Below are 26,415 nucleotides of genomic sequence, written 5' to 3'. Positions count from 1 at the left end.
ATCACAGGTAAATCATAACTTTATAACATTAATATGTCATTTTAGGCATACTTTATATTATTTTGACATTATCAAAAGAGGGTGCTATCTTAGAGTTCAAAACAACTAGGAGGGATCCCTTTGTCAGGAGCATGCACCGGCAACGGCCAATCGAATATTGGCGTCATGTGGAAGACCGTGTCGGAAGACTGTAACTTGGCCTGTGATTATTGCTATTACAGCACTTGCGGAGGTAAACCCGGCCCAAAAATCAATAGAATCGATTCTGCCATTCTGGAGAAGTTTATTAAGGATTACATGGTACATAGTAACGGCGCAGCTGTATTTGCTTGGCAAGGAGGCGAGCCTCTGCTAGCAGGACATGAGTTCTTTGAAGAGGTGGTACAGCTTCAGGCTCAGCACGCCCTTCCTAATACGATCATCAGTAATTCGCTGCAAACCAATGCTACATTAATCAATGACAGATGGGCCTCCTTCTTCAAACAATATCGATTCCTGATCGGTGTTAGTCTGGATGGTCCCAAGGAGATTCATGACTCCCGCCGAGTAAATTCCGCTGGTAATGGAAGCTTCGACCGTGTGATGGCTGGGATCGAGCATCTTCGTCGTCATCAGGTTGATTTCAATATATTAACCGTAATTCACAAAGGCAATGTAGGCAAAGCTAAAGAGCTCTTGCAATTCTATCGTGAGAACGGTTTCAACTATGTTCAATTCATCCCTTGCATGGATTTCAGATCCCAACAAGTAGATAAACCTGGCGTATTTGAAATTGCTCCTCAAGAATACGGTGACTTTCTCTGTGAAGTGTTCGACGAATGGTATAATAACGGAAATCCAGAGACGTCGATTCGCTTCTTCGATAATATGCTCAGTGTATACGTGAATCGGGAAGCAGAGCTCTGTATCCATCGAGTAGAGTGCCCGACCACCCTAGTGCTTGAGCAAAATGGGGATGCATTTCCTTGTGACTTCTTCATCAATGAGAAATGGAAAGTCGGTAATGCTGGCACGGATTCTATAACAAATATGCTTGCCCATCCAAACTTTGAACGTTTCCGTCAAATGAAGCCAACACTTCCAGAAAAATGCCGTAGTTGTGACTGGAAGAAATTATGTTATGGGGGCTGCCCGCGGAACCGTCAGTGGAACCCCGAAGGAACTCAGTCTTCTCCGGATTTCTTCTGTCAAAGTTATATGCAGATATACGATTATGCCCATGATAGAATGCTTGAATTGGGACAAAGATTACGTAACGAAATGTACTCCCACAACCTGAAGCACTACCTTAAAGGGAAAACTCCTGGACGTAACGACCCTTGTCCTTGTAGAAGTAACAAAAAATATAAAGCCTGCTGTGCAGCTGATCAGTCTCCCATCTTGTAATGGTCTTGCTGATTGGGATGTTCATTGCCCCCTGTTCTCGAAGACAGGGGGCAATTTTATTAGCAATATATTTAAGGCCTCCCCACTCACATACGATTTTTCTCAGTATCATGACATAAAGGAAAGCGATTTCATGAAATACTAAGGCCAGTACAGATAAATGGAGGTTTTAAGAATGACATTTAACGAAAACTCTAAATTGGGTGATCTACTTCAGAACGATTCTGCAAAGGTTGTGTTGGAAAAGCATCTCCCGGGTATTACCACAAACACTATGCTCTCTATGGCACTTGGCTTTACGCTCAAGCAATTGTCCGGTTTTCCACAGGCCGAGTTATCTGAAGCCAAATTGATGGAATTGGTAGATGACTTGAAAGATATCAAGTAAGGGAGTGATAGGCTTGGGACGTCTAGCAAATAAAGTTGCAATTATTACGGGTTCTGCCGGAGGGCAAGGAAAAGCGGAGGCGATTCTTTTCGCAAAAGAAGGAGCAAAAGTAGTCGTTACAGATGTGCAGGAAGACAAGGTAAATCAAGTCGTAGCTATAATCAAGGAAAATGGCGGGGAAGCCATTGGATTTTATCATAATGTAGCATCTGAAGATAACTGGATTCAAGTGGTAGGAGATACGGTTAAAGCTTTCGGTAAAGTGGATATTCTCGTGAATAATGCGGGTGTTACTAGTGATACATCGTTTATTGAAACTTCACTTGAAAAATGGAACAAAGTGATCGACATCAACTTAACAGGCACTTTTCTTGGCATGAAACATGTGATTCCAGTCATGCTGGAAAACGGGGGTGGTTCCATTATTAACATTTCATCTATTGCTGGATTAACGGGTGGTAGTGGAGCCAGTGCCTATACAGCTTCAAAAGGAGCGATTCGACTTCTTACAAAGGGGGCAGCTGTTGATTATGCGAAAAACAATATCCGAGTGAATTCCGTTCATCCGGGCTATATTGAAACGCCGATGACAGAGGCTTTCTTTGCGATTGAGCCGATGCTGGAATGGTTTAAGGCCGCTACGCCTCTTCCATACCTCGGGAAACCGGAAGACATCGCTGATGGTGTCCTGTATCTTGCGTCAGATGAATCTAAATTTGTCACAGGCATTGAACTCCCGATTGATGGAGGTTATTCAGCAAAATAGGTAAGGGTGCTAATCATCAATCAAGGGAAACCGTCTGTTTTACCCAAATTATTAATTGAGAAGGGAACGAATAACATGCCAACACAATCCGAAATGAAAGCCATCATGCAACAATATCTCGACGCATTCAATGCCCAAGATGCAGATGCAGTCATTGCGCTATATGCCGACAATGCAACGGTCGAGGACCCCGTCGGTTCCGAACCTTTACAAGGCAAGGAGGCCATTGACGCATTCTATCAGCAGGTTATACCCTATGGAAGCAAACTTAAATTGGTTGCCCCAATCCGCGGATCCCATAGCAATTCGGCAGCGATGGCATTCGTGGTAGAAAGCGCCGTGGGCAGTATCAATGTCATCGATGTCATGACGTTTGATGAATCCGGCAAAATTACCAGCATGCGCGCATATTGGGGTCCGGAAGACAGTAATTCCCTATAGCTCCAAGGATAACGTGCTAACATTATTGTACATTGATTATCCAAAATTCCAGGAAAACTCAAAAAGGGGCAGGCGCGCATTAATGCGATTGCCCCTGCGTTATATATGTAGTCGAGTTCAATTAACTCCTCAATGTTGACCGATACTACTTCGGGGTCATGCCCGTAAATTTCTTAAAAGACTTCGTAAAATGAGATTGATCGTAATGGCCTCGACTATATTCACATCCTTCATTTCTTAGATTAGTTGAATATAAAAAATGGGGATTGAGATCGCGCCGTTGAACGGTTCTACGGATCATTCTCATGAGTGTCGACAACAAAAAAGCAAATGCCACCTACGACAAGGAAGAGCCTTCGCCTACTACAACGTAGAGCTCAGTGACTACCATGTGGAGTCAGGTGAGTTTGAAATTTTAGTTGGACGCTCCTCTGAGGATATCGTCTTGAGTGATACGATCCATGTCGAGTCCACTGTTGCCATAAAGACGATAATCGATAGCAATACAATGTTGGGCGATATCCTGAGTGATCCACAAAAAGCACCACTTGTACAAGAACTACTTCAGAAAATGCAAGAAGGCTTGGGCGGACTTGGAGCAGCGGAAATCCTTGGCGAAGGTGCAGGAAAGATGTTCGCCGAGATGATGAAATACATTCCTTACATCTGTCGGTCATGTACGTAGGCTAAAGCCCACGCCCCAGACCGAAGCCGATTCATCTCACGACTAAAGTCGCGGGTGTTCTCGGCTGTGTCATAAAAGACCAGTATGGGTACTCCCCATACCGGTCTTATTTAATGTTATGGTTCAATTCCCCAAACAAGCGTTCCAGACTGATAGATGGTTACTTTATTCCAGTCGGTAAAGGACGTCTTCGTAGGGTCATACGAGTAATCATTGGCTTGGTTGAAGTTGGACCAGTCGGCTTTGGCGATCCGTGTCTGGATATCGCCCGATGTTGCGCCTGACGCGATCGAGCCCGCTCCGGAACCGAAAGAAATCTCCATGTACGTATCCGCATTGGTACCTGTCGTACTTCCGAAGGTGGCGCTGACATTCGAGTTGCCGACCGCCGCCCAATCGATAAAAGCATTTAATGCTGAGCTGCTATCCTTCGTGAAGTAATACCGGATTTTTAAATTACTGAGACTGACAGCTGAAGTGCCATTATTCTTAATCACGAAGCTAGGAGCAAGCGTGTTGGAAGAGTCATTCGTATTCTGTGCCTTGTATTGGACGACTAGATTACCTCCGCCATTCCCCCCGCCGCTGCTAGGTATCGCACTCACTTGCGTGGAGTTGCCACTCGTTCCGGCGGCGTTCGTCGCCGTGACGACGTAGTAGTACGTCGTTCCGTTCGTTAGCCCCGTCTTCGTATAACTCGTCGTCGTGAGGTTGGTTGCTACGTCCGTATACGGACCTCCGCTGGTCGTTGCCTGCTTCACCGTGTAGCTCGTCGCACCGCTTGAGGCCGCCCAGCTAAGGGCTACTTGGGCGTTGCCCGCTGTTGCCGTCAACCCGGTCGGCGCAGCTGGTACGACTGGCGTGCTTCCGCCGCCCAGATATTGCTTCAGCCATTGCATGGCCGGACGCTCGGCGCCAGACGAGGTCACTAAATGCGTATCGGACGCCCATGTTTGTCCCTGGATGTATCCCCACAAGGTAATACCCTTCACGTTCGGATTCTCCCAGAGTACCGGGAACTTCGTCTGATAACGGGACAACTGCGTGGCGTCATCGCCAGTCATGTCCAATTCCGATACGTAGATCGGCAAGCCCGTAGCCGATAGCGAGTTGAGGACATTGTTCATAGTGCTAACCGATACGTTATCCATGTTGAAATAATGGCATTGAATGCCGATGCCGTCGACCAATCCCCTGTCCTTCAGAAGATTGATGATGGTCAGATATTGCGACGCCGCGTTCGGATCACTAATAATGCCGTAATCGTTAATCAACAATTTCGAATTTGGGAATGCCGCTCTTGCTTGCTGGAACGACCAAATGACCCAATCCCAACCGGTAGTACCATCTCCGCCAATGGCGTTGCGATAACTAGGTTTGGCGTGCAGCGGCTCGTTAACGACGTCAACATATTCCGCTGTCGGGTAGCGCTGTCCAGCGAGCTTAATCCATTCCGTCACTTCTGCCTTCTGATCGGCTGCGGATAGACTGCTGATCCAGCCCGGTTCCTGGCTGCCCCAGACAAGTGTATGGAACTTGAAAGGAATTTTGTTGGTCTGCGCATAATTATAGATTAAGTCCGCATTAGACCAACTCATAGTATTACGCGTGGATTCAACGGAACCCCATTTCGTCGCGTTCTCCGGCGTGACCTGATTCCAGTAAGTGGTGAAATCCGAGGGAGCGCTGCTTGCGATCACATTGCCCAAGAACTTGCTGCCTGAAGCAAGGCTCGCATCGGCTTTTTCCGCAATGGCAGACAAGAGTAGCCCACTCAACATCATGATCGCAACGAACAAAGAAATCCATTTCGATTTCAACATAACCATTACCTCCTCCATCATGATCTTTGATTCAATCCGCCTAGCTTGCTTGAACCTTCGCCACAGGGTCCCAACCACCTCCAAATTATTAAATCGCTTACATTTACAATTATAAATTACAATTTCATCCACAAAAAGTTTAAATACATACGGTTTTTACTTTAAAAATTTTCGATCCTTGTGAGGGGCGTGTTCCTGTCTTTCTCTGGAATGGATTATGACCGTCAAATAAAAGGTTTACCCTCCACGAGGAAATATGGCTCCCATAGCTTCCGCAGCAGAGCTATTCCCTCATCAATCCGCTCCCAGACAACGCCACCGAAGCCAATTAGAAATCTTCTACTTGGATGATAGAACGATTTATCCCCATAAAATGCTGTCGCCGAAGCAACCACGATACCATGAGAACGCGCTAATTCAACCATTTCCTGCTCAGGGGATGAAGTCTGAAGCGATAGAATCAGGTGAAATCCAGCATGGGGACTAATGACCTCACCGTATCCCTGGAAGTGTGTCTGCAGTGCTTCGGCTAACTGATGGCTTTTTTTGCGATAGAGATTTCTCATTCTACGAATGTGCTTCTCGAAATATCCCTGCTCCATAAATTTCTCAAGTGTGCGTTGATATATTCGGGAAGAGGATTGTTCGAACCATAATCTCCTGCGCAAATGATGATAAGCATCCAGCAACGAATCCGGAAGCACCATATAATGTATGCAAATATCAGGTGCGAGAATTTGCGAGAAGCCTCCGATATAAACCACATTGGCTCCTGGAGCAAGACCTTGCAGTGCAGGCACAGGCTGGCCTAAATAACGGAGCTCTCCCCCGTAGTCGTCCTCAATAATGTATCCTCCATGTGCCTTAGCCCACCTCAGAAGTTCCATTCTTTCGTTAATCGGCATCACTCTTCCACCAGGGTACTGATGTGAAGGAGAGACGGCAACAATACGGGCTGACGTCTGCAACAAGCGAGACATGTCGATGCCCTGATCCGCTTCCGTAACATAGGAGATCTCATAGCCCTCGGCTTGAAAGGTATAGGGAAGCAGCGGATAACAAGGATCCTCCACAGCCATCACTGGGGAGACATCCTTAAGCAGGATTGCGAGATAATGAAGAAGCAGATGCTGCTCGGCGCCGATCACAATCTGCTCCTTGCGACAGACTACACCGCGAATGCGATAAAGATAGGCCGCCAGTTCCTCCCGCAATCCGGCCTCCCCTTGATAATCACCATAGAATAGGAGCTCGTTGTATTCATCCCGCAGAGTGTCCGTCAACAGACGCTTCCAATGACTGATCGGGAAGCCTGTAAAGTCATTTTTGCACAGGTGGAAATCATAGAGATAAGCATCCTCTACTACACGTTTCATCTCAAAATGGACAGGCTTGCTCTGATGATCAGCCAGCGTAAACTGCCCGTATGAAACTGGAAGGGCAGCAACAAAGAACCCTTTTCGAGGCCGACTCTCTATAAATCCCTCCGCGGCTAGCTGCTGATATGCCGCTTCTACCGGAGTCGTACTGACCGATAATTGCCGTGCTTGTTCCCGAATCGAGGGCAGACGATCGTTCGCGCCTAATTTTCCCTCGACAATATCTTTCTTGATAGATTCATAGATTGAAGCATAGATGTTTTGCATGTTTCCCCTCTCATCTGTCACCTGAAAATAATCAAATCTGTATATTTTCAAGTATACAGATCAGTGATAGATTAGGATACAACTAAGATGAAGGAGATACGAATAGTATGGAAAATGTACGATTTCTCGAAGGAAAAGAGGTATACCTACGTCCGATTGAAGCAGCCGATACGGACTGGTATTTTAGCACGTTGTACGATCCCAAGACTAGAAGACTCACCGGAACACAAATGCACCATACCCGGGAGCAAATTGCCAGCTACATTGAAGCCAAGTCACAGGACCGATCTTCTGTGCTGCTGATCATTGCTACCCGCAGTGACGATACCCCTATCGGAGACATTGCGATTCAGGATATAGATACAATGAATCGTAATGCGAACATTCGGATTGCGCTCACTAATAGCAGTCAAAACAAAGGATACGGTACGGAGGCGCTTCGACTGATGCTTGATTACGGCTTCGGGGTTCTTAATCTTCACCGGATTGAGCTGAATGTATTCTCGTATAATCATCGCGCAATGAGAGTATATGAGAAAGTAGGCTTCAAGCAAGAAGGGGTTCAGCGAGAAGCCTTGTTCTACAATCATCAATATCATGATTCCATCCTGATGAGCATTCTGGAGGATGAGTATCGGACTCTATCGGGGAACTCTAATCGGCGGAAATAAACTCCCCAAAACCAATTTGGCGCAGCTCATAATCCGCACCGATACTTTTCAGATCAGCCTCTATATTCATAGCGCACGATTCAATTCCTTTAAAAACCTGTAATGGCAAGGCGCTCAAATAGACTTTCGCTTGTGAATAATCACAGGAGAAGGTCTTTTTAATGAATAACAGCGTCTTTATCTTATCGTTGCCTTCGCCTGTAATGAATACTTTATAATAGTCGTACTCTTCAGTCTCGTCGGTCTCCCACTCCCCAGGACCGCGCGGCAGTAAGACGCTGTGAAGGAACTCTTCCAGGTCGTCATAGGCAATGTCGAAATCCCAAGAACCTGTCCCATGCTCTGCAGTGTATATAGCGGTATCCCCTCTGGATAGGTCGATACAATAAGGGTCTCCTTCATCCGAAGCAATGACTAGATAGCTGTCCGGCCATTCCGGGATAACTTCATTCGTCACGGGATTATAGCTGTATCCCAATTGACCCTGCACGATGTCTTTGGCACCGTAAATATCAAGATTGATATATTCATCCGTGCTCCAACCTAGCGATTCGGGGACATAATGCTGCAAGAAATACAGGTAGTCATCAGGCAAGCACCATTTCTCAGTCACAGTACGTATATCATGTTCTTCTGCTTCAGTAATCAGACGCATCGGATACTTAGCGTAAAATTCCGGATCTTGTTCACGTATCGACTCTAATACCTCTTGCATCTTCTCAATAACAGCATCAATCTTTTGATAGCTCTTATCCAAAGCGGTCCACCTCTCTTATCGCAGATTCATTTGCATTTTCTCGTAAATATCATACCATGGTTCACTTTCAAACCTAACAAAACGGCCTTCGTCCATAGAATTCAGGAGAAGGCCGTCTATTTTTTTACATATTATTTATTGAACAGCCTGCGGTTCATGATTCAAACCCAGCGTCCGCGCTGTAGAAGTATGGATCGATTGAATCAGTTCGGGCTTGCTTAAAAGCCGCATGCCATAGGATGGAATCATTTCTTTGATCTTCGGCTCCCACTCTTTGATATGCTGCGGAAAGCACCTATTGATCACTTCGAGCATGACAGGAACAGCCGTAGAAGCACCTGGCGAAGCGCCAAGCAATGCCGCAATTGATCCGTCAGCAGCACTAATGACCTCCGTACCAAATTGCAGTGTTCCTTTGCCACTTTCTGTATCCTTAATAATCTGTACGCGCTGTCCAGCCACCACCAGATCCCAATCTTCAGATTTGGCATTCGGTACAAATTCCCGTAAAGTTTGCACGCGCTTTTCCTTCGATTGCATTAATTCCTTGATCAGATAAGTTACCAATGACATATTCTTCGCACCTGAAGCCAACATCGCTATGAGGTTATGCGGTCTAACCGAGGTGATCAGATCGAACATAGAACCAAACTTCAAGAACTTAGGAGAGAAGCCGGCGAACGGACCAAATAATAAGGATTCCTTGCCCTCGATTAATCTGGAGTCCAGATGCGGAACAGACATCGGCGGGGCCCCAACCTGAGCTTGGCCGTATACCTTAGCATAATGCTGTGCAACAACGTCCGGATTCTTACACACCATAAACAATCCGCTGATCGGGAATCCACCTATTCCTTTGCCTTCAGGAATGCCGGATTTCTGCAGCAAGTGAAGGCTTCCTCCCCCGCCGCCGATGAAGACAAATTTAGCCGTATGGCGCGTAACCGTGCCGTTCTCGATATTCCGCACCTTCAATTCCCATCTGCCATCACTAGTCCGCTTCACATCATGGACATGCTGGTTGAATTTCAGATCAACGCCTTTACTCTTCAAATGGTCGAACAATATGCGTGTTAAAGCGCCAAAATTAACATCCGTACCTGAGTTAATCCTTGTAGCCGCGATCGGACCCCTTACCGTCCGGTCCTTCATCATCAGCGGAATCCATTCCATCAGCTTCGCTGGATCATCCGAATACTCCATCCCCTGGAATAGCGGGTTGCTGGATAATGCTTCGAATCTCTTCTTCAGAAAGGCTACATCCTTAGCCCCTTGTACAAAGCTCATATGAGGTACTGGCACAATAAAGTCTCGCGGATTGCGTATCAGCTTGCTGTTTACAAGATAAGACCAAAACTGCTTAGAAACCTGGTACTCTTCATTAACCTTGATCGCTTTATTAATATCAATGGATCCATCCGGTTTTTCTACGGTGTAGTTAAGCTCACACAGTGCAGAATGCCCTGTTCCTGCATTATTCCATTCGTTAGAGCTTTCCTCTCCAGCGCTACTGCGCCTCTCAAACACTGTAATTTCCCAGTCCGGTGCCAGTTCTTTCAGTAGTGACCCTAAAGTCGCACTCATAATCCCGGCACCGATTAAGATAACGTCTGTTTTGCTTTGTCCGTTAGCCATTTGCCGTCCGTCCTTACATTCTAATATTTGACGAAAAGATGTAAGCGCTATTATGCAGACTTTCACAACAAGCCGGGGTGAACTTCGCCGCACACCTCTTCTGGATCAATAAACATTTAATTATAGAGATCACTATAATTAAAATTAAAGATTTATTTATTTGTATTATATGATATTTATTTTCCATTTAATAGACACTTGCCTACAAATTTAAGTGATAGACAGTATCAAAATATTCTTTCAGTATGATAAAAAAGCTTACCTCAATTGCCATAATTGAAGTAAGCTTCCTAAATCTCATGCACCTATTTCCGCAGCTTCCGATTATTAATCCAGAGCGGCACGCGAAATACCATATTGATCAAAAGAACGACGAATACAAGCACCGCGGCTGCTTTGTCGGCAATTTGTCTGGCATCCTCCACAATCGCTTCGGACTGAACATACCACAAATGGACGGCCAGAGTCTCGCCAGGAGAGAAGAGGTTAAAGTCCCACATCTCACCCGAAGTACTGAGTCCCGCAGTTAAAATAATGACAGCCGATTCCCCGAAAGCTCGGCCCGCGACAAGACAAATACCAGTGATGATCGCCTGCATGGCTGTAGGAATGACGACAGTACGGATCATATGGAACTGGGTCGTCCCAAGTCCATAAGCCGCGTGCCGCAGTTCGTTCGGTACTGCCCGAACCGCCTCCTCTGTCACCCGAGCCAGCATCGGCAGATTAAGAAATGCCAAGCTAACAGCTCCACCAAGGATCGTAAGCCCAATTCCAAAATATTCGGCGAAGATCGCCAGGCCGAGCAAGCCGAATACGATCGATGGTACGGAGGATAGCGACTCGACACAAATACGAAGAATTTCTGTAAATCGATTGTTCGGCGCATATTCCGCCATATAAATCCCTGCTCCCACACCGATCGGAACTGAGATCAACAGCGAGAGAAACAGGATATAGAAGGAGTTGAACAGCATCGGTCCGATGCCTCCGCCGGCATCGATTTCCTCCGGCAGCTTGATCAAGAAATCCCAAGAAATTTGCGGTAGTCCTTTGCTCAGGATGGTGAACAGCAGCCAAAACACAAGCAGCAGAATCCCTGCTCCCAATGCGTAGAAACAGCCCGTAGCAACCCGATCCCATAGCAAGGAGCGAGAAGTTTTCCGCGACAGCTTAAACCCGGTCATCGCTTAAGCCCCTCCCTTTCGCCCGATAATACGGATGATTAAAATCAACACGAACGAGATGAGCAGCAACAGAAACGCCATTAAGTGCAAACTATAATTCCATGTTGAGTCAAAATCGACGTTGGAGATCTGCATGACGATGTTGCTCGTCAGTACTGACGTTGGAGCGAACAGGGATTTTGCCAGCTGCGGCGTATTCCCGATCACCATGACCACGGCCATCGTCTCCCCGATCGCCCGGGTCATTCCTAGAATAATCGCGGCCACGATGCCACGGCCAGCTGCAGGCAGAACCACCCTAAAGGTGGTTTGCAGCCTGGTGGCACCGAGCGCATAAGAAGCGTCACGATACTTTCTCGGCACAGCCGAGATCGCATCCTCGCTAATGCGGCTGATCGTCGGAAGAATCATGATGGTTAGCACCAATGCAGCGGCCAGCAGACCGTCCCCCAGCCCTTCTCCGCTCAGCTCCCGCAGCAGTGGGAGCAGTACGGTCAGTCCAAGATAGCCGTAGACGATGGACGGAATCCCGACTAATAAATCTAGCAGCGGACTCACGAACTTCTTCACCCATGCAGGTGCAATCTCCGCGATCAGAATAGCCATTCCTAAGGATAATGGGACGGCAATGATTAAGGTTAAGAGCGTTAAAGACAATGTGTTAACGATAAATAGCGCTGCTCCGAAACGATCCTCTTCCGGCGTCCAATCGAACGAGAAGAAGAACTCGGCCGGCGTTACCTCTTGAAAGGTTAACATCGCTGTCTTTCCGATAAAGAAAATGACCATCGCCAATACCAGGCAGAGCGCTAAAATACTGAACAGAAAATAGTATTTAAAAAGCCAGTTTACCACCCGGGCCCGAGCCCTTCTCGACGTAAGATTCCAGCGGTGACGCGGATGTAATTCTGCCCCGGCTTCCCGGGCAGCTTTATGAGCAGAAATGTTCAACCTGGTTCCTCCCATATATAAGACCAGTCCCGTAAATCAGGGACTGGTCGAATTGTAGCTATCGCTGATTTATTTCATTGCCGAGATCGGAATGAATTTCAATTTTTTCAGGGAACCTTCCTGGAACTTTTTGCTTTGTACGTATTCGATGAAAGCTTTCGTCTCGCCAGTTGGCTGCCCCTTGGTCATATAGTAACCGTACGACCAAATCTTGTATTTGCCGTTAATTACGTTCTCAACGGTAGCTTCTACTCCGTTATGCTTCACAGCCTTGATGTCATCGCCGCTGATATAAGTCAAATCGATGTAACCAATCGAGTTCGGTGTGGTGGCCACAGCTGTCTTCATGTCTCCGCTGGAGCCCACTTCCTTGTAATTCTTCTCCTTCTTGACGATGTCTCCGCCTCCAAGCGCTTTGGCCTGGTAATTGACACGAGTACCGGAACCGAAGGAACGGGTAATGACTACGATATCCTTGTCGTCACCGCCAACATCTTTCCAGTTCGTGATTTTGCCAGAATAGATGCCTTTCAATTGTTCCGTTGTAAGGCTATCTACTTTGACGCTTTTGTTCACGATCGTTGCAAACGGGATTACCGCAACTTTATTGGCTACTTGGCCCTCGAACTTCTTAAAGCCTGGTACGTCCTCGCTGGCATCCCAGTCGCAGGCACCGATATCTGCAATGCCCTTCTTAACCGCTTGCGGGCCGGTAACCGAACCTTTACCCGAAGCAGCGATTTTCACTTTAGGATGCAGCTTCTGGAACTCCTTAGCCGCTTGCAGCGTCAACGGCAGCAGTGCTGTCGAACCGTTTACCGTGATTTTACCCTTCAGTTCATCCTTTGCTCCTGCAGAGCCTGTGAGCGTGGCAGACAAGAGGAATGCTGAGGCGATTGCCGCCAAGGACAGTTTTTTCAACCATTTCATATGGAGTAACCCCTTCCGGATTATAGATTATATTATTTCGTCAATTCTAAGACTTTGCCGCCTTGCACCAACACTACTTTGCCATCTGCAATGAACGCAATGGTCCCATTTGATGCAATGGTCCAGTCGGAGACTGATTCGTTTGTGCTGAACAGTTCTGTTTTAGCGCCCGAAGCGGATACTTCGAACCATTTGCTAGTGCCATCCGCCGTCTCAGCGAGAACGATCAATTTGCCGGAGAGAGATTCGCTAGAGATCACGTTAACGTCAGCGACTAAATTGCGGATTTGGGAACCATCGGCTGGAATGATCTTCAGGGTGTCGTTCTCTACCTTGCCTTCCGGATCGGCGCTGATGTAAGCAACACTGCCGTCCGACAACAGGGACAAGTATATTTTATTGTCTAATTGCTGGGTCAACTGTACAGGTTTGGCCTCTGGGTTACCAAGCTCGAGTGAGAACACTTGCGAACCCGCCTGGGAGTAATCGATTGTCAGTGATTCTTCTGTACCTTCTTTATCCGTCTCAGCTTTACCGGTCACGTTAACGAAGTAGACGAGCTTCTTCCCGTCCGCAGACACTTGCACTTCAGATTTATTCTCTACTTTATCAGCCAGCAATTGTGTGATTTTGCCAGTATCCAGACTTATGTATGCAATCTTCTCTTGTTTGTCGCCTTGGATAAAATAGATTTTCTTGCCATCCGCAGACCAGACCAGATCGGTCTTGACTGACGTGTCTGTGCCGAGCGGTTTGATTCTGCCGCTTGCCGTATTCATCAGGAACAACGCCCCTTGCTCATCGGTAAATGCAGCTAAGGAACCATCAGGAGACACAGCGGCACCAATAGCGTTGCTATTGTCGGAGAACGTCTCCACTTGCCCACTCTTCCCCAGCTTGATCAGCTGTAAAGCTTCTACATCCTCTTGGCTGACGATGACGTTGCCAGAAGCATCGAACAGAGGCGTAGCAAACTGGCCGTTCAAGCGTGCCACACTACGCAGTTCGCCCGTCTCCAGCACTTCTCCCCCCAAAGCATGGACCAGTGTGATTGGCTCTACGAACAATGAACCTCCTACGACTTGCGGAGCGATCGTAAATTGGGCAGTAGCTCCATCCAGACTGTAGCTCTTGGAGCCAGCTTTGAGGCTCATTTCGTGCAATCCCTGACTGTCCGTCAGAATGAGACTTTCTCCACTTTGTTTGATGGTAGCCCCTAGTCCACCAGCCAAGTCGCGAAGCGAATAAAGCATCGTCTTACCTACGACCATCGTCTTGAGCGAAATTTTGTCGCCGTCGATCGTCACATTTCCACTAACTACCTTAAGTTGGCTTGCCCCTGAATTAGCCGCTACTGGCTTTGGGCCCGCTTCAGCCGCGGCCGCAGTTGCCGCCACCACAGACGAGGTCACCAGTGCAGAAGCAAGAATCGTTCCCAGAACCTTACTCATCTTCATCCAATTCACCCTTTTATATTGGCATATGTAACTAAGTAGATTGTCATATATATTTGTTAAAACGATTTCAGAAGATTGTAAAGTTTTGTAAAACAAAAGGGAAAATTTCGCCGGATTGTAAACCTCTGATTTGCAGTTAACAAAAAGACGACGTAGGGACTGGGTCCCTCGTCGTCTTTACATTTATTATTGTAATTGAATCTCTGATTATTTCTGAAGCATTTGGAACACTTGCTCAACATCCTTATCGCCGCGACCAGACAAATTTACAATAAGAATCTGATCTTTACTCATCGTAGGCGCTAGCTTCTTCGCGTGGGCAACCGCATGAGCACTCTCAAGAGCAGGAATAATCCCCTCGGTACGGGATAATTCCTGAAATGCTTCAAGTACTTCTTCGTTAGATACGGTCACATATTCCCCCCGCTCAGATACCTTCAAATGGCTATGTTCTGGCCCGATACCTGGGTAATCCAGACCGGCTGCAATTGAATAGGTCTTCTGCGGCTGGCCCTCCTCATCGAGGAGTACTAGACATTTGAAGCCATGAATCACGCTCGGAACGCCCTGCGTCAAGGTTGGTGCTTGATCCGGCTCGACCCCGATCAGACGAACGCCTGGCTCATCGATATAATGGGCGAAGGCGCCGATCGCATTGCTGCCGCCTCCGACACAAGCGATCACCGCATCAGGCAAGCGGCCTTCCTTCTCCAGGATTTGCCGTCTTGATTCTTCGCTTATTATGGATTGGAAGTGCTTGACCATCGTCGGAAATGGATGAGGGCCGACAGCAGAACCTAGCAGATAGAATGTATTCTGATAGTTCATCACCAGATCATTCAGCGCTTCATCTACTGCATCCTTCAACCGACCTTGTCCCTTATTAACCGGAACGACGGTAGCTCCCAGCAGCTCCATCCGGAATACGTTCAGCGCTTGCCGCCGGGTATCCTCGGCTCCCATATAGATGACACATTCCATATCGAACATAGCGCAGGCCGTCGCCGTCGCTACCCCGTGCTGTCCAGCGCCAGTCTCAGCAATAATCCGCTTCGCTCCCATTCTTTTGGCTAGTAGAATCTGACCGATAGCGTTGTTGATTTTATGTGCTCCTGTATGATTTAAATCTTCTCGCTTCAGATAGATCTTAGCCCCGCCCCAGGCATCGGACAATCGTTGTGCGTAAGTTAATGGACTCTCCCGACCCACATATTCGCGCAAATAATAGCGAAGTTCTTCATTAAATTCGGGATCATCCTTGAACTTGTAGAACTGTTCGCTTAAATAGTCCATAACCTCTTGCAATTCCGGCGGTACGAAGCTGCCTCCGAACTCTCCAAAATAACCTTCTTGCTGCAGCTGCTGGCTCATCATTTAACACCTCCAAAATAGATACAATCGAAAATTTTTCTTACTATCGTACCATAATTTGCTGCTTATGGGCGGTTTAATTTCTGAGTCTGCAGCTTAGGACTGCATCTCGTCCTCGATCCGCTTCATGAACTCCTCCGCGGCACTGTAGCCAAGCTGCTTCAGATACCAATTATTCGCCGCTGCCTCGATCAGACCAGCTACGTCGCGACCTGGCTGCAGCTGAATTTCGATATGCGGTATCTGAACACCCAGATAATCAGTGAACTGAGGTACGACCTCCAGCTCATTGTTCAGAGAATCCCCCTTCCACGGGGTTAATTCGATATCAAGCACAATCCTCGTCTCATCCTGAAAAGCTCTTCGCCCATATTGGCGTACGACATTAATCAGTCCAACGCTGCGCAGAGCAAGAAATTCACGAGTAGTCTCGTTATGCGATCCAAGTAGCGTAGATGGACCGAGTCTCTTAAGCACCACGATATCGTCCGCTACAAATCGATGTCCCCTCCGGATGAGCGTATGGGCTGTCTCACTTTTGCCAATGCCGGATTTACCCCTGAGCAGGATACCTATGCCGGAGACATTTACACATACTCCATGAATCGATATCTCTGGTGCCAGTGCCTTCACTAGATAACCATCCAGCTTGGCAATAAAATCCGTTGTTGTCTCTGACGTCCTCAGCAAAGGGATGCCTTCTTGTTCGCAGAACAGGGTTAGAAAAGGGATCTCCTGCTGGCCCGACGTCACAATAAAGCAAGGCGGATGATATTTGACGATGTTCCCAATATGCAGCTTGCGTTCCTCTACCGTGCGCGTCAATAAATAGGTAATTTCCTTACGACCGAGTATTTGAACCCGCTTCATAGGGAAAAAATCGAAATACCCGACAAACTCCAGCCCCGGTCTATGTGTACGAGGTCGGGTAATCTCGCGGTCCATGTGGCCAGCTCCAGTGAGCACCTCTAATTTGAATACCTCCGCCAATCTCTGAACAGTGATCGTCTTCATTGTCTCTCCTCCTTCGAACTATCTATCCTAGTTGGATTGATTTTAACAGAATTCTATTAAGAGTTCCTCTCTGTGTTCTAACAGTTATAAGACAGTTCATCCATAAAAAAATCACTAACCCTAAAGCAGGATTAGTGATTTTTTGTCCGGTATTTTAATAGCAAACGGGAATCCCTATTTATTCAATCATTAAGCACTCTGCGCAATTAAGCCATTTACTTCATCCAATACCGCCTCATACGTAGTTCCCAAAGCGATTGAAATTTCTTTGAACAATATATTTCGAGTTGAAGTTAACATGGTCTGATCTTGATTGCTCAGCTTTTTGTTATTTCTTTCGGCCTTCAGCTTTTGACGCATTAGCGTATTAATAATTTTAGCGATTTCTTCCCTGTTGCCAGAACGGATAACTTTAGAATACGTATGATTGCGTTCCGTATTTCTCTCGATCCATTCAGTACCCTGAGATCTAAAGGATTGTATAACCTCCTTGGCTTCCTCCCGTCCAATTAGGTTAAGCATGAGCAAATTGTGGTTGTCCACCGGAGTGCTGATCTTTAGATTATCGTCGCTCAACGGATGCAAATCATAATACAGCTTCAGTTTACCGGCAATTTCCTTCTCGCTTATATTATCAATTCTGCATATGCCGTGTACTGAATATATAACCAAATGACCCACTTTAAACATGCTGTCATCCTCCTCGCATTTGTCAACTAGGTTGACATACATCTCTATTATACACCTTCGTCAACCTAGTTGACAATGAATGAGCGGCTTTTGTATATTAAATGAGCATATTTCCAAAGGAAAAGGAATGATATTTATGAATACGGGATTACAAAACCTTGATTTAATTGACCTGCTAAGTGAGCTCCATATCCGTCTTCGGAGCTTGAACAATCAATTGTGGCATCAAAGCCATGACATCCATATATCCAACTCAGAATGGTTCATTATGGCGAGAATCTACAAGAAGCAGGTAACCATATCCTATGTCGCAAGGCAAATGGAGATTTCCCGTCAGGCTACACATAAGTTTATTAAAAATCTGGAGTCCAAAGGCTTGGTCGAAATCAACAAGGCACAGCATAACAACAAAGACAAGTGCATCCAGCTTACAAAGCTCGGCGAAGAATGCTTCGAACAGAACAAAGCCATTAGGGAAACGCTTGAAGCTAAGATTATTGCCTCCATCGGAACTGAGCACGCGGATCAGCTTATGCAAATCTTGAAGATGGATTGGGGATTGGATGATGCCTCATCTTTACAAATCTATAAAAGTAGATATAATGATGGACATGGAACCTTTATTAATTTATAAAGCTTTGTCTAACGAGACGCGTTGTCAAATCATGCAATGGCTAAAGAATCCAGCCGAGTTTTTTGATGAAGAGCTCTATTTGAAACAGGGGCTTAATTTCCGCATTGGAGTATGTGTTGGAGATATTCAGGCAAAGTCAGGACTGGCCCAGTCTGTGATATCAAGCTATCTAGCCACCATGCAGCAAGCTGGTCTATTGGAATCTGAGCGAATCGGAAAATGGACATATTATCGGCGGAACGAAAAGACCATCCAGCAATTCTCTGAATACGTTCGAAGTAAACTGTAGCCGGAAGGAGGCTTTTTTTCTTTCATCATATCTATATTTCTGTATATGTATATTTAAATGGAGGCAAGTTATTCAATGAAAAAGATTCATGCTTCACTAATCATCTTTCTAGCTCTAGGTGTATTTGGTATTATCACTACGGAAATGGGAATTATCGGTGTCCTTCCCCAAGTCACTCAAAAATTTAACATATCCCCCTCAGAGGCCGGGTATCTTGTAAGCATATTTGCCTTAATTGTTGCCATTTCAGGCCCCTTCTTGACCTTACTTGCCTCTGGCATTAATCGCAAAATCATATTATTAACCGCCGTATTTATGTTCGCCGTCTCTAACATTGTCTATGCTTACACAACTAAATTCGAAGTCATGCTAGCTTTCCGGATTGTCCCTGCTATCTTTCATCCCGTCTTTTTTTCAATTGCTCTTGTGACTGCAGCCGGCCTTGTACCTGCCGAGAAGAGCGGCCAAGCAGTCACCAAAGTTTTTGCCGGCATCACCGTCGGATTCGCTTTTGGCGTACCGCTGACTTCTTATCTGGCCGAGAACATCTCGCTGGAAGCTGCCTTTCTATTTGGTGCTATGATAAGCATCATTGCCTTTATAGGGATACTCGTCTGGCTTCCTTCCATGCCTGTTCAGGAGAAAATGTCTTTTGGCAAGCAGCTTGGCATCCTGCGCAAACCTCAATTGTGGTTAACGATTCTGACCGTTGTCGTTATCTTTGCCGCTATGTTTTCCGTATACAGCTACTTTTCCGAATATCTTGGACAAGTCAGTCATATGAACGGATCATGGATTAGCATGATGTTGATGGCATTTGGTATCACGATGATTGCCGGAAACTTTTTGTTTGGGAGCCTCCTGCAGAAAAGCTTAAAAAAAACTGCGCTTCTATTTCCCCTGATATATACGGTTATTTATTTGGTGATTTATTATCTCGGGTCTTGCTTCATACCCATGACGGCTTTCGTATTCATCTGGGGCGCCGTGCATTCCGGGGGACTTATTATCAGCCAAGCCCTGTTGATGACGGAGGCAAAAGAAGCGCCGGAATTTGGCAACAGCTTGTTTGTCTCCTTCTCCAATGTTGGTATTACAGTAGGAACGTCGATCGGAGGCTGGTTTATTTCCCGCCTCGGCATACATCAGCTCATCTGGTGCGGCATAATGTTCGCGCTGCTCGCTTTCCTGTTGATTCTCGCAAAAATAGCGCTACCCAATAGGGATAAAAAAAGATGACTCCTGTTCAATACAGGAATCATCTTTTGGGGGACCACTTTACTATAACTAGATGAATGGCCCTCCTTTTATTTTATAACTTGAACTCTTTCACAAGGCTCTGTAAATCATCCGCCATTTTAGCCAAGGATACAGAGAACGAGTTAACTTCCTCCATCGACGCCAATTGTTCTTCTGCCGCGGCCGAAATGTCCTTCGTGCCATCCGCCGAATTTTTCGCCACTTCAGAGATTTGACTAACAATCTCAACGGCTTGTCCTGTACTGGATTGTATCTGCTGGGAATAAGCAGTAACCTCCTGGATTTGCGCCGCTACCTCATTAATGGATTGTTGGATCATCTCGAACGATTTACCCGCATGATCGACGACTTCAATGCCCAGGCCCACTTCTTTGGTTCCCTTGGCCATCGCTTCGACAGCAAGCTGGGTCTCGCTTTGAATCGAGGAGATCAGCAGCCCAATCTGTCCTGCCGAGTGAGCGGAGTGCTCCGCCAATTTGCGGATTTCGTCTGCAACTACGGCAAAGCCACGGCCATGCTCTCCTGCTCGAGCAGCCTCAATGGCAGCGTTGAGCGACAATAGATTTGTCTGAGTTGCCATATCGGAGATGACCTTGGCCATATCTTCGATTTCAGCTGATCTTGCTCCCAGATTCGATATAATTTCAGCAATTTGCGTTACCGTATCTTTGATCGAGTGCATCTGTGTAATAACCGTCTGAATTTCCTCGTTCCCTTCTCCAGCGGTTCGGGATGTCTGTACTGCCGAATCTGTCACTTGCTGTGCATTGGCGGCAACTTGCTGCACGTCTTCAGCGACTTCTTTGATCGAATTAACACTCGCTTCGGCATCTTGAAGCTGCTGATCTGTACCTTCAGCCATTTGTTCAATGGTTAGAGCAATCTGTTGAGTCGCCTTGCTCGTTTGTTCGGCATTTGCGGACAGCTCTTCAGCCGAAGTTGCCACTTCTTCCGCCGTAAACTGAACTTTCGAAATAAAGCCTCGTAAGTTTTCCACCATCGTATTCACAGAGTGGGCTAAGTCACTGACCTCATCACGGCCACGGGTCTTTAATTCAGACACCGTTAAATCTCCTGAGGATACGCGTCCGGTAACGGAAGCAACCTCCATGATCGGTCTGGATATTTGTCGACTAACGAAATAAGCAATGGCACTGACGACAACCACTACTAACAATATTATGATAGTCATCTTACTTTTAACGGCATCGACCTGCTCCGTTATAACTTTCTGTGGAAGGTGAAGATACAATCCATACCCCGTCTGTGCCATCGGAGCATAGACTACGATAAATGTCTTACCTTCGTCTTGGTATGTAGTTGAACCCGAGCTTGTCCCTTGGGATTGCAAAATATTTCCTAATTCCTGTGGAACTCCCGATTCGCCAATCGTCTTTCCGATTAACTCTTCGTTCGGATGGAGCTGAATAATTCCCTTTGAGTCTACAACGATAGGATAGCCCGCTCCGTCATTGATATATAAATCTTCCGTATACTTTTCCATAAAAGCTTCAAAATCAACTAGTCCAGTAAGAACCCCTAATACCTTATCATTCTCGCCTTTTACTGGTGTAGCTACGATAATAGATCGCTTTCCAGTTGATTTGGCGACTACGACTTCACTGTAGGAGTCTTTGCCCTCCAACCCGCTCTTAATGTACCACCTCTCATTTAGGTCAACTCCGATATTACTCTCGATCGTATCTGAAGCTACAACCCCTTGATCATTGGTAAATGTATTCCCGTCGAACACCTTGGTGCTTTCCGCAAATTTCTTAAGAAATTTAGATTTCGCCACGGAATCCGTAGACTTAATATCCGTTGTAGTAGCCAAAATTCTCACTTCAGCCATCCGTTCCCCAATGTACTGATCCACGGTGTTGGCTGTATTGGTGACGAGCTTCTCATAGCTCTCCCGTTGCTTATTAATAAGTGCAGAAGAAGACTGGTTAAAAATATAGGTCGTTGTCGTGACTAGCGGGATAATTGCAACAACTAAAAATAAGAGTATAATTTTGTTGCGCAGCTTACCGATAAATAAATCTGCAGTCTTGCCAACAACCCCTTTCTTTGATTTTTGAATAGATTCAGAACTCTTCATCATTTACCCCTCCGTAATAAGTACCAAATTACCTTGCTGAATAAAATGTGGACTGCCGAAAATGAATTCAACAGTCCATGAACAACTTCTTTCCTGGTCGTTGCAATCGCATTGGAGGGCCATGATTGGTCCATTCAATTTGAACTTCTTAGCATTTATACATTAATAATCGGATGCATTTCAACATTTTTTTATATTATTCGACATCCTTTTTCAGAAAATTTTTCAAGTAACGGAAATCCATGTCTAACCCCTGTCAAAAAAGGCGAAGGCCCCTTATACCAAAGGGATACCTTCGCCCAGTTCCTAAACCCGCTGCTCTTGTGAGCAGAATTTTGACTCTCTCTTACTCCTCCCTCGGGAGAGGCTATGCTTGTGTTTCGATGCTGACGTCCGAGACGGAGAGTGGCTTGACGAGGGCCTTCTTCTCCCAGGCCCGACTTCTCCAGCGAAGCAGCATGATGATCCCGCGCAACCATTCGTCCACCGCGAATGCGATCCAAATGCCAAGCAGCCCAAACCCAAAATGAACACCTAGCACATAAGCGAGTGGAACCGAAACTCCCCACATCGAGAGCACGCCCATCATAACGGGAAAACGTGCATCGCCAGCGGCGCGGAGTGAATTGATAACGACCGTATTGAAGGTCCGACCTGGCTCAAGCACGATGGATAGTAAGAAAATAGTTGCTCCCACAGCAATGATGTCAGGGTCATTTGTGAACATGCCGATCAGCTGATAGCGGAATAGCGATGCTATACCGACAATAACCAATGTTAATATGAAGCTGATTCTCACACTTTTGATCAATCTATGGTAAGCTGCCTTCTTCTCTCCTGCGCCAACCATTTGTCCGACAATGATCTCTGTACCTGATCCTATCGCCATCGCAAGCGCCATAAAGTAGTTCGATACGTTCATGACATAAACATGTGTATTCAGCGCCGTAACTCCAATCATATTGACAAAGCTGATGATCATTAGATACTGCGACTGCCAGGAGAGATGCTCCCCTGCAGCAGGCAAGCCAATGCTCATGATCTGCTTCACATATGAACCGTTCCAGGTCACATAATCCTTATGTCGAATCGGTGCTGGAATACGACGGTACAGAATCACGATAAGAACGATGATACCAAGCAAACGACTAATCACCGTCGATACGGCCGCTCCCGTAACACCCCATTGTGGAAAGCCGAAGTTACCGAATATAAGCAAATAATTGCCTGTCATATGGATGATGTTGACACCTAATGTAACATACATAACGCTCTTGGTATGTCCCGTGGAGCGGATAACCGACGAAATCGCATAAGACAGCGCCTCAATCCAGATGAAGCCGCCGATAATCTTTAAATAATGGCTGGCAATACCAATTTGCTCAGGATTCAAATTCAGCAGCTGCAATAGAGGTTCACCAAAACTTACTAGTGCAAGGCTGACGAGAATCCCGAAGATCAGGTTAATCGTAATGGCTAACGCCGAGATTCGGCTCGCCTCCTGCTCTCGTCTGGCCCCAATATACTGGGACACCGCAACACTCGTTCCGATTCCGACAAAGCCGAACATCAGAATACAGAAGAAAATAATTTCGTTCGCTAACCCAACCGCCCCTGTTGCCGTATCGGATACGCGGCTTAACATAAATACGTCCACCGTACCCAGCAGCATCCGAAGCACGGAATCGATGAAAATGGGCCAGGTTACGGCGAAGAGACTAAGTTTTTTCCATGATGGAATTTGATCAGTAGTTGTCACGTTTCTGCATGCTCCTATTAGGTCAATTCTCTACATCTACCCTAGTTTAATGCGTGTTAGCGAAAACGTCTATAACATAAAAAAATCACTCCCCCTCAATAAATAACTGCCCCCTTCTAAATCTGTTATCCTCTAAATTCGCTGGTAAATTATTGACAAATAAAATAAGCGAATGGTAAGTTTTATAATAATTTATTTAACAAAAGGTGGCCTATGAGAAAAAAATTACAAGTTTATATATCGTCTACTTTTCCTGATCTAATTGAAGAAAGACATACTGTTGTGGAATCCGTGCTTAAGGCGGGTCATATCCCTGCTGGGATCGAGCAATTCTTTAAGTTGCGTCAGCTAGGAATGATGAAGAAATGGATCGATGAATCCGACATATTTATTCTAATTCTCGGCGGACTCTATGGGAACATGCTTCATGACGTATCAAAGAGCCATGTCCATTGGGAATATGATTATGCCGGCGAAGTTGGCAAACCTAGATTTGCCTTTGTCCTTACAGATGAGGCCTTAAGAGAAAAGCCATACGATTTTGTTGTATTAGAAGACTATCCGCAATACCTTGAATTCAAGAAGTCCGTTCAAGAGACAATACCTTTCTATCATGTTGAAGACATGCGCCACATTCAGATGGTTCTTCGTGATCAATTACCTGAGTATGGAAAGAGAGACGATCTGAATGGCTGGTTTTCCGGCAAGGATCTCCCGGACATACAGAAGTTATTAGAAGAGAATGCTCAATTAAAAGCGGAGTTAGAGGAAATGAAGCGAGCAAATCCGTAATACGAGGCATTCTAATACATGGTATCGTCCCGCAATAATACACAAAGCCCCCTTGCGCAAGGGGGCTTCAGTTTTTCTCAGGAAATGGCTATGGCCAACTGTACCATTAAAACTTATCATCCCCTTTATCCCTTAAGTAATTCGGGCATATTTAGTGCGACGGCAACATTGCACAGCATTCCGCGCGCGAGAAATAACATGGTCCGCTCTTCAGGTTTCTCTATGCCCGCTCTCTGGAACGCCGTCAGCACGATCTGGCGGACTTCCTTGAATCCATTGCGCATCGTCTCCTGAATCGAATCCTCCCGGATGGTCTGAGCCTGCATCTGTAAAAAAATCTCGTTCTGGTGCATTAACTGAATGTTCTCGTACTCCTGAATGAGCTCTTCCTCCAGCCGTTCTGACGAGGCCGTCTCCACTACTCTCTGGAATGAATCGATCACTCGGGACCAGGATACCTCCAGCGCGGTCAGCAGCAGATTTTCTTTCGTCGCGAAGAATCGGAATACGTAGGGCTGCGAGATATTTGCCCTTTCCGCTACCTGTGCCGTCGTAGCTCGATAGTAGCCGACTTCAGCGAATACTTCAATCGCTGCAGAGATGATGTCTGATTTGCGATTTGCTGCAGTAGCTTCAGATTTAGCCATTACTTTTCTCCTCCTGAATGGAAGTGATTGATCAATAATGAGGCAAGTATACTATGTCTGTAAGACCTATGCAAGAAACTCAGACAAAGCTCAACCCAATATCATTACGATAAATCTTGCTGTATCACTCTTCTGAAACTGAACGAATCGGCAAATGGAGGTGAATATTTTAATGAAAAAGACCGCCATCCTGTTTCCACTGGAATATGCGGTCATTTATGTTTAAAAAATTGTAGGAACCATGCCCCCGTCCATCCGGATAGGGGAACCTTTAAAAGCGGAAGCATAAGGGCTGCATACGAACGCAGCCAGTCTGCCAATTTCGAATGGCTTGATAAACCGCTGTATTTCGGATTGTGGCAGGTTTGCAGCCATAAATTTTTTCTCTTTTTCTGAAAATGACATATCATCGGCAAACAAACTTTCAATGATTTGATATACATTTTCGGAAAGCGTTGGGCCTGGCATGATCGTATTGGATGTGACTTCCGTTCCTATCGTGAGTTTGGATAAGCTTTTTGACAGTGATAGTAACATGGATTTGGTCATACAATACTGAGGCATTTGCCCGGATGGCATAATCGCTTCCTCACTTGCAATAAAGATGATTCGTCCATAATTCTTGTCCAGCATTTTAGGTAAATAGAATTTAGATAATCCATTAGCAGCAAGGACATTCGTCCGGAAGTAGGCTTCCCATACTTCATCGTCAACATCCTCGTATGACATGATTTCATAAATTCCCATATTGTTAACCAGAATATCAACAAAGGGATGCTTCTCAAATAAGGCTTCTCTCTGCCTCACATCCACAATATCAGCTGTAGCACACTGAGGGGAGGTAGACGGGAACTCCGACTTCAACTCATTCACCGTTCGTTCTACCTCTTCATGATTCCGTCCATTAACAAGGACATTGACGCCTTCTCTGGCGAGTTCAATGGCAATGGCTTTGCCTATACCTTTCGTTGATCCAGTTACTAGAGCTGTTTTATTCCTTATTCCCATATCCATAACTTATATCTCCTTTATCCTTGTACTCCGAATAAAGATAATATTACTTTGTCTGGATCATTCAGTAACTAGCATACAACGCCAACCTTCTTGTATAACCCGCCAAAATGAAAGCCTGACA

25 protein-coding genes and 1 pseudogene are annotated in these 26,415 nt (G+C 46.0%); 10 read left to right on the top strand and 16 right to left on the bottom strand.

The window, feature by feature from the left end:
- The first annotated feature begins 165 nt into the window (after positions 1-165).
- From ABD014_RS16615 to ABD014_RS16595, 5 genes are all read left to right on the top strand, one after another.
- Positions 166-1,386, top strand: coding sequence for an anaerobic sulfatase maturase (locus ABD014_RS16615; RefSeq protein ID WP_343863207.1), 1,221 nt, complete (start codon positions 166-168; stop codon positions 1,384-1,386).
- Positions 1,387-1,561: 175 nt separating this feature from the next.
- A complete protein-coding gene (locus tag ABD014_RS16610; RefSeq protein WP_343862965.1) occupies positions 1,562-1,774 on the top strand; it encodes a hypothetical protein in 213 nt (70 codons plus the stop codon).
- A gap of 13 nt (positions 1,775-1,787) precedes the next feature.
- The gene (locus ABD014_RS16605; RefSeq protein WP_343862964.1) at positions 1,788-2,540 is read left to right on the top strand and encodes an SDR family NAD(P)-dependent oxidoreductase; all 753 of its coding nucleotides are present in this window, start codon (positions 1,788-1,790) and stop codon (positions 2,538-2,540) included.
- A gap of 75 nt (positions 2,541-2,615) precedes the next feature.
- Complete coding sequence (locus ABD014_RS16600; RefSeq protein ID WP_343862963.1) at positions 2,616-2,981, top strand: steroid Delta-isomerase; 366 nt, start codon at positions 2,616-2,618, stop codon at positions 2,979-2,981.
- Positions 2,982-3,426: 445 nt separating this feature from the next.
- The gene (locus ABD014_RS16595; protein WP_343862961.1) at positions 3,427-3,666 is read left to right on the top strand and encodes a hypothetical protein; all 240 of its coding nucleotides are present in this window, start codon (positions 3,427-3,429) and stop codon (positions 3,664-3,666) included.
- A 116-nt stretch (positions 3,667-3,782) separates the two neighbouring features.
- Here ABD014_RS16595 and ABD014_RS16590 read toward each other — a convergent pair whose 3' ends face one another.
- The 3 genes and pseudogenes from ABD014_RS16590 to pdxR form a co-directional block, all read right to left on the bottom strand.
- Entirely contained in the window at positions 3,783-4,565 is a 783-nt protein-coding gene (locus tag ABD014_RS16590) for a cellulose binding domain-containing protein (RefSeq protein ID WP_343863205.1), read from the bottom strand.
- Positions 4,542-5,450, bottom strand: a pseudogene (locus ABD014_RS16585) (endo-1,4-beta-xylanase); the annotation flags it as partial. The pseudogene ABD014_RS16585 and the gene ABD014_RS16590, both read right to left, overlap by 24 nt.
- Before the next feature lie 263 nt (positions 5,451-5,713).
- Positions 5,714-7,135: a MocR-like pyridoxine biosynthesis transcription factor PdxR gene (gene pdxR / locus ABD014_RS16580; RefSeq protein ID WP_343862959.1), complete on the bottom strand. Its 1,422-nt coding sequence runs from the start codon at positions 7,133-7,135 to the stop codon at positions 5,714-5,716.
- Between the two features lie 107 nt (positions 7,136-7,242).
- On the opposite strand from pdxR, the gene ABD014_RS16575 reads away from it, so the two are divergent.
- Positions 7,243-7,806, top strand: a complete 564-nt coding sequence (locus tag ABD014_RS16575) for a GNAT family N-acetyltransferase (protein WP_343862958.1) — start codon at positions 7,243-7,245, stop codon at positions 7,804-7,806.
- Here ABD014_RS16575 and ABD014_RS16570 read toward each other — a convergent pair.
- The 9 genes from ABD014_RS16570 to ABD014_RS16530 all read right to left on the bottom strand — a co-directional run bounded on the left by ABD014_RS16570 (position 7,790) and on the right by ABD014_RS16530 (position 17,798).
- Complete coding sequence (locus ABD014_RS16570; protein ID WP_343862957.1) at positions 7,790-8,563, bottom strand: SMI1/KNR4 family protein; 774 nt, start codon at positions 8,561-8,563, stop codon at positions 7,790-7,792. The genes ABD014_RS16575 and ABD014_RS16570 overlap by 17 nt on opposite strands.
- 135 nt (positions 8,564-8,698) lie before the next feature.
- Positions 8,699-10,225 carry a malate:quinone oxidoreductase gene (locus tag ABD014_RS16565; protein ID WP_343863203.1) on the bottom strand — a complete coding sequence of 509 codons (1,527 nt, stop codon included), beginning with the start codon at positions 10,223-10,225 and terminating at the stop codon, positions 8,699-8,701.
- A 278-nt stretch (positions 10,226-10,503) separates the two neighbouring features.
- Positions 10,504-11,385: a phosphate ABC transporter permease PstA gene (pstA, locus tag ABD014_RS16560; protein ID WP_343862956.1), complete on the bottom strand. Its 882-nt coding sequence runs from the start codon at positions 11,383-11,385 to the stop codon at positions 10,504-10,506.
- Positions 11,386-11,388: 3 nt separating this feature from the next.
- Complete coding sequence (gene pstC / locus ABD014_RS16555) at positions 11,389-12,336, bottom strand: phosphate ABC transporter permease subunit PstC (RefSeq protein WP_343862955.1); 948 nt, start codon at positions 12,334-12,336, stop codon at positions 11,389-11,391.
- 69 nt (positions 12,337-12,405) lie between these two features.
- A complete protein-coding gene (locus ABD014_RS16550; RefSeq protein ID WP_343862954.1) occupies positions 12,406-13,266 on the bottom strand; it encodes a phosphate ABC transporter substrate-binding protein in 861 nt (286 codons plus the stop codon).
- A gap of 32 nt (positions 13,267-13,298) precedes the next feature.
- On the bottom strand, positions 13,299-14,723 hold the full coding sequence (locus tag ABD014_RS16545) for a stalk domain-containing protein (protein ID WP_343862953.1): 1,425 nt from the start codon (positions 14,721-14,723) through the stop codon (positions 13,299-13,301).
- A 207-nt stretch (positions 14,724-14,930) separates the two neighbouring features.
- Positions 14,931-16,094, bottom strand: coding sequence for a tryptophan synthase subunit beta (gene trpB / locus ABD014_RS16540; RefSeq protein ID WP_379340854.1), 1,164 nt, complete (start codon positions 16,092-16,094; stop codon positions 14,931-14,933).
- Positions 16,095-16,190: 96 nt separating this feature from the next.
- Positions 16,191-17,108: an HPr(Ser) kinase/phosphatase gene (gene hprK, locus ABD014_RS16535; protein WP_343862952.1), complete on the bottom strand. Its 918-nt coding sequence runs from the start codon at positions 17,106-17,108 to the stop codon at positions 16,191-16,193.
- Positions 17,109-17,297: 189 nt separating this feature from the next.
- Positions 17,298-17,798, bottom strand: a complete 501-nt coding sequence (locus ABD014_RS16530) for a CarD family transcriptional regulator (protein ID WP_343862951.1) — start codon at positions 17,796-17,798, stop codon at positions 17,298-17,300.
- Between the two features lie 136 nt (positions 17,799-17,934).
- Between ABD014_RS16530 and ABD014_RS16525 the strand changes: the two genes are divergently transcribed.
- From ABD014_RS16525 to ABD014_RS16515, 3 genes are all read left to right on the top strand, one after another.
- Positions 17,935-18,432, top strand: coding sequence for a MarR family winged helix-turn-helix transcriptional regulator (locus tag ABD014_RS16525; protein ID WP_343862950.1), 498 nt, complete (start codon positions 17,935-17,937; stop codon positions 18,430-18,432).
- Positions 18,410-18,721 (top strand): ArsR/SmtB family transcription factor, encoded by a 312-nt coding sequence (locus ABD014_RS16520; protein WP_343863202.1) that lies wholly within the window; start codon positions 18,410-18,412, stop codon positions 18,719-18,721. The genes ABD014_RS16525 and ABD014_RS16520 overlap by 23 nt, the downstream gene beginning before the upstream one ends.
- A gap of 75 nt (positions 18,722-18,796) precedes the next feature.
- On the top strand, positions 18,797-19,960 hold the full coding sequence (locus tag ABD014_RS16515; protein WP_343862949.1) for an MFS transporter: 1,164 nt from the start codon (positions 18,797-18,799) through the stop codon (positions 19,958-19,960).
- Between the two features lie 73 nt (positions 19,961-20,033).
- Here ABD014_RS16515 and ABD014_RS16510 read toward each other — a convergent pair whose 3' ends face one another.
- Both ABD014_RS16510 and ABD014_RS16505 read right to left on the bottom strand, forming a co-directional pair.
- Entirely contained in the window at positions 20,034-22,085 is a 2,052-nt protein-coding gene (locus ABD014_RS16510) for a methyl-accepting chemotaxis protein (RefSeq protein WP_343862948.1), read from the bottom strand.
- A 364-nt stretch (positions 22,086-22,449) separates the two neighbouring features.
- The gene (locus ABD014_RS16505) at positions 22,450-23,841 is read right to left on the bottom strand and encodes an MATE family efflux transporter (protein WP_343862947.1); all 1,392 of its coding nucleotides are present in this window, start codon (positions 23,839-23,841) and stop codon (positions 22,450-22,452) included.
- 213 nt (positions 23,842-24,054) lie between these two features.
- Between ABD014_RS16505 and ABD014_RS16500 the strand changes: the two genes are divergently transcribed.
- Positions 24,055-24,633: a DUF4062 domain-containing protein gene (locus tag ABD014_RS16500; protein WP_343862946.1), complete on the top strand. Its 579-nt coding sequence runs from the start codon at positions 24,055-24,057 to the stop codon at positions 24,631-24,633.
- 125 nt (positions 24,634-24,758) lie between these two features.
- On the opposite strand, the gene ABD014_RS16495 is transcribed toward ABD014_RS16500, so the two are convergent.
- Positions 24,759-25,280 (bottom strand): TetR/AcrR family transcriptional regulator, encoded by a 522-nt coding sequence (locus tag ABD014_RS16495; RefSeq protein ID WP_343862945.1) that lies wholly within the window; start codon positions 25,278-25,280, stop codon positions 24,759-24,761.
- Between the two features lie 222 nt (positions 25,281-25,502).
- On the bottom strand, positions 25,503-26,294 hold the full coding sequence (locus tag ABD014_RS16490) for an SDR family NAD(P)-dependent oxidoreductase (protein WP_343862944.1): 792 nt from the start codon (positions 26,292-26,294) through the stop codon (positions 25,503-25,505).
- Positions 26,295-26,415: the final 121 nt, after the last annotated feature.

Origin of the sequence: Paenibacillus motobuensis, from assembly GCF_039521865.1 — a bacterium.
In the GTDB taxonomy this organism is placed as follows: Bacteria; Bacillota; Bacilli; order Paenibacillales; family Paenibacillaceae; genus Fontibacillus; species Fontibacillus motobuensis.
The sequence above is the reverse complement of the archived record's forward strand: the minus strand, read 5'-3'. Positions and strand labels throughout refer to the sequence as shown.

Excerpts from the sequence above, each read along its gene's own strand:
- ABD014_RS16495 (WP_343862945.1), bottom strand. The coding sequence starts at position 25,280 with ATGGCTAAATCTGAAGCTACTGCAGCAAATCGCAAATCAGACATCATC.
- ABD014_RS16550 (WP_343862954.1), bottom strand. The coding sequence starts at position 13,266 with ATGAAATGGTTGAAAAAACTGTCCTTGGCGGCAATCGCCTCAGCATTC.
- ABD014_RS16525 (WP_343862950.1), top strand. The coding sequence starts at position 17,935 with ATGAATACGGGATTACAAAACCTTGATTTAATTGACCTGCTAAGTGAG.
- trpB (WP_379340854.1), bottom strand. The coding sequence starts at position 16,094 with ATGAGCCAGCAGCTGCAGCAAGAAGGTTATTTTGGAGAGTTCGGAGGC.
- ABD014_RS16490 (WP_343862944.1), bottom strand. The coding sequence starts at position 26,294 with ATGGATATGGGAATAAGGAATAAAACAGCTCTAGTAACTGGATCAACG.
- ABD014_RS16575 (WP_343862958.1), top strand. The coding sequence starts at position 7,243 with ATGGAAAATGTACGATTTCTCGAAGGAAAAGAGGTATACCTACGTCCG.
- ABD014_RS16610 (WP_343862965.1), top strand. The coding sequence starts at position 1,562 with ATGACATTTAACGAAAACTCTAAATTGGGTGATCTACTTCAGAACGAT.
- pdxR (WP_343862959.1), bottom strand. The coding sequence starts at position 7,135 with ATGCAAAACATCTATGCTTCAATCTATGAATCTATCAAGAAAGATATT.
- ABD014_RS16545 (WP_343862953.1), bottom strand. The coding sequence starts at position 14,723 with ATGAAGATGAGTAAGGTTCTGGGAACGATTCTTGCTTCTGCACTGGTG.
- ABD014_RS16615 (WP_343863207.1), top strand. The coding sequence starts at position 166 with ATGTGGAAGACCGTGTCGGAAGACTGTAACTTGGCCTGTGATTATTGC.
- pstA (WP_343862956.1), bottom strand. The coding sequence starts at position 11,385 with ATGACCGGGTTTAAGCTGTCGCGGAAAACTTCTCGCTCCTTGCTATGG.
- hprK (WP_343862952.1), bottom strand. The coding sequence starts at position 17,108 with ATGAAGACGATCACTGTTCAGAGATTGGCGGAGGTATTCAAATTAGAG.
- ABD014_RS16530 (WP_343862951.1), bottom strand. The coding sequence starts at position 17,798 with ATGTTTAAAGTGGGTCATTTGGTTATATATTCAGTACACGGCATATGC.
- ABD014_RS16600 (WP_343862963.1), top strand. The coding sequence starts at position 2,616 with ATGCCAACACAATCCGAAATGAAAGCCATCATGCAACAATATCTCGAC.
- ABD014_RS16500 (WP_343862946.1), top strand. The coding sequence starts at position 24,055 with ATGAGAAAAAAATTACAAGTTTATATATCGTCTACTTTTCCTGATCTA.
- ABD014_RS16590 (WP_343863205.1), bottom strand. The coding sequence starts at position 4,565 with ATGCAATGGCTGAAGCAATATCTGGGCGGCGGAAGCACGCCAGTCGTA.
- ABD014_RS16515 (WP_343862949.1), top strand. The coding sequence starts at position 18,797 with ATGAAAAAGATTCATGCTTCACTAATCATCTTTCTAGCTCTAGGTGTA.
- ABD014_RS16510 (WP_343862948.1), bottom strand. The coding sequence starts at position 22,085 with ATGATGAAGAGTTCTGAATCTATTCAAAAATCAAAGAAAGGGGTTGTT.
- ABD014_RS16520 (WP_343863202.1), top strand. The coding sequence starts at position 18,410 with ATGGAACCTTTATTAATTTATAAAGCTTTGTCTAACGAGACGCGTTGT.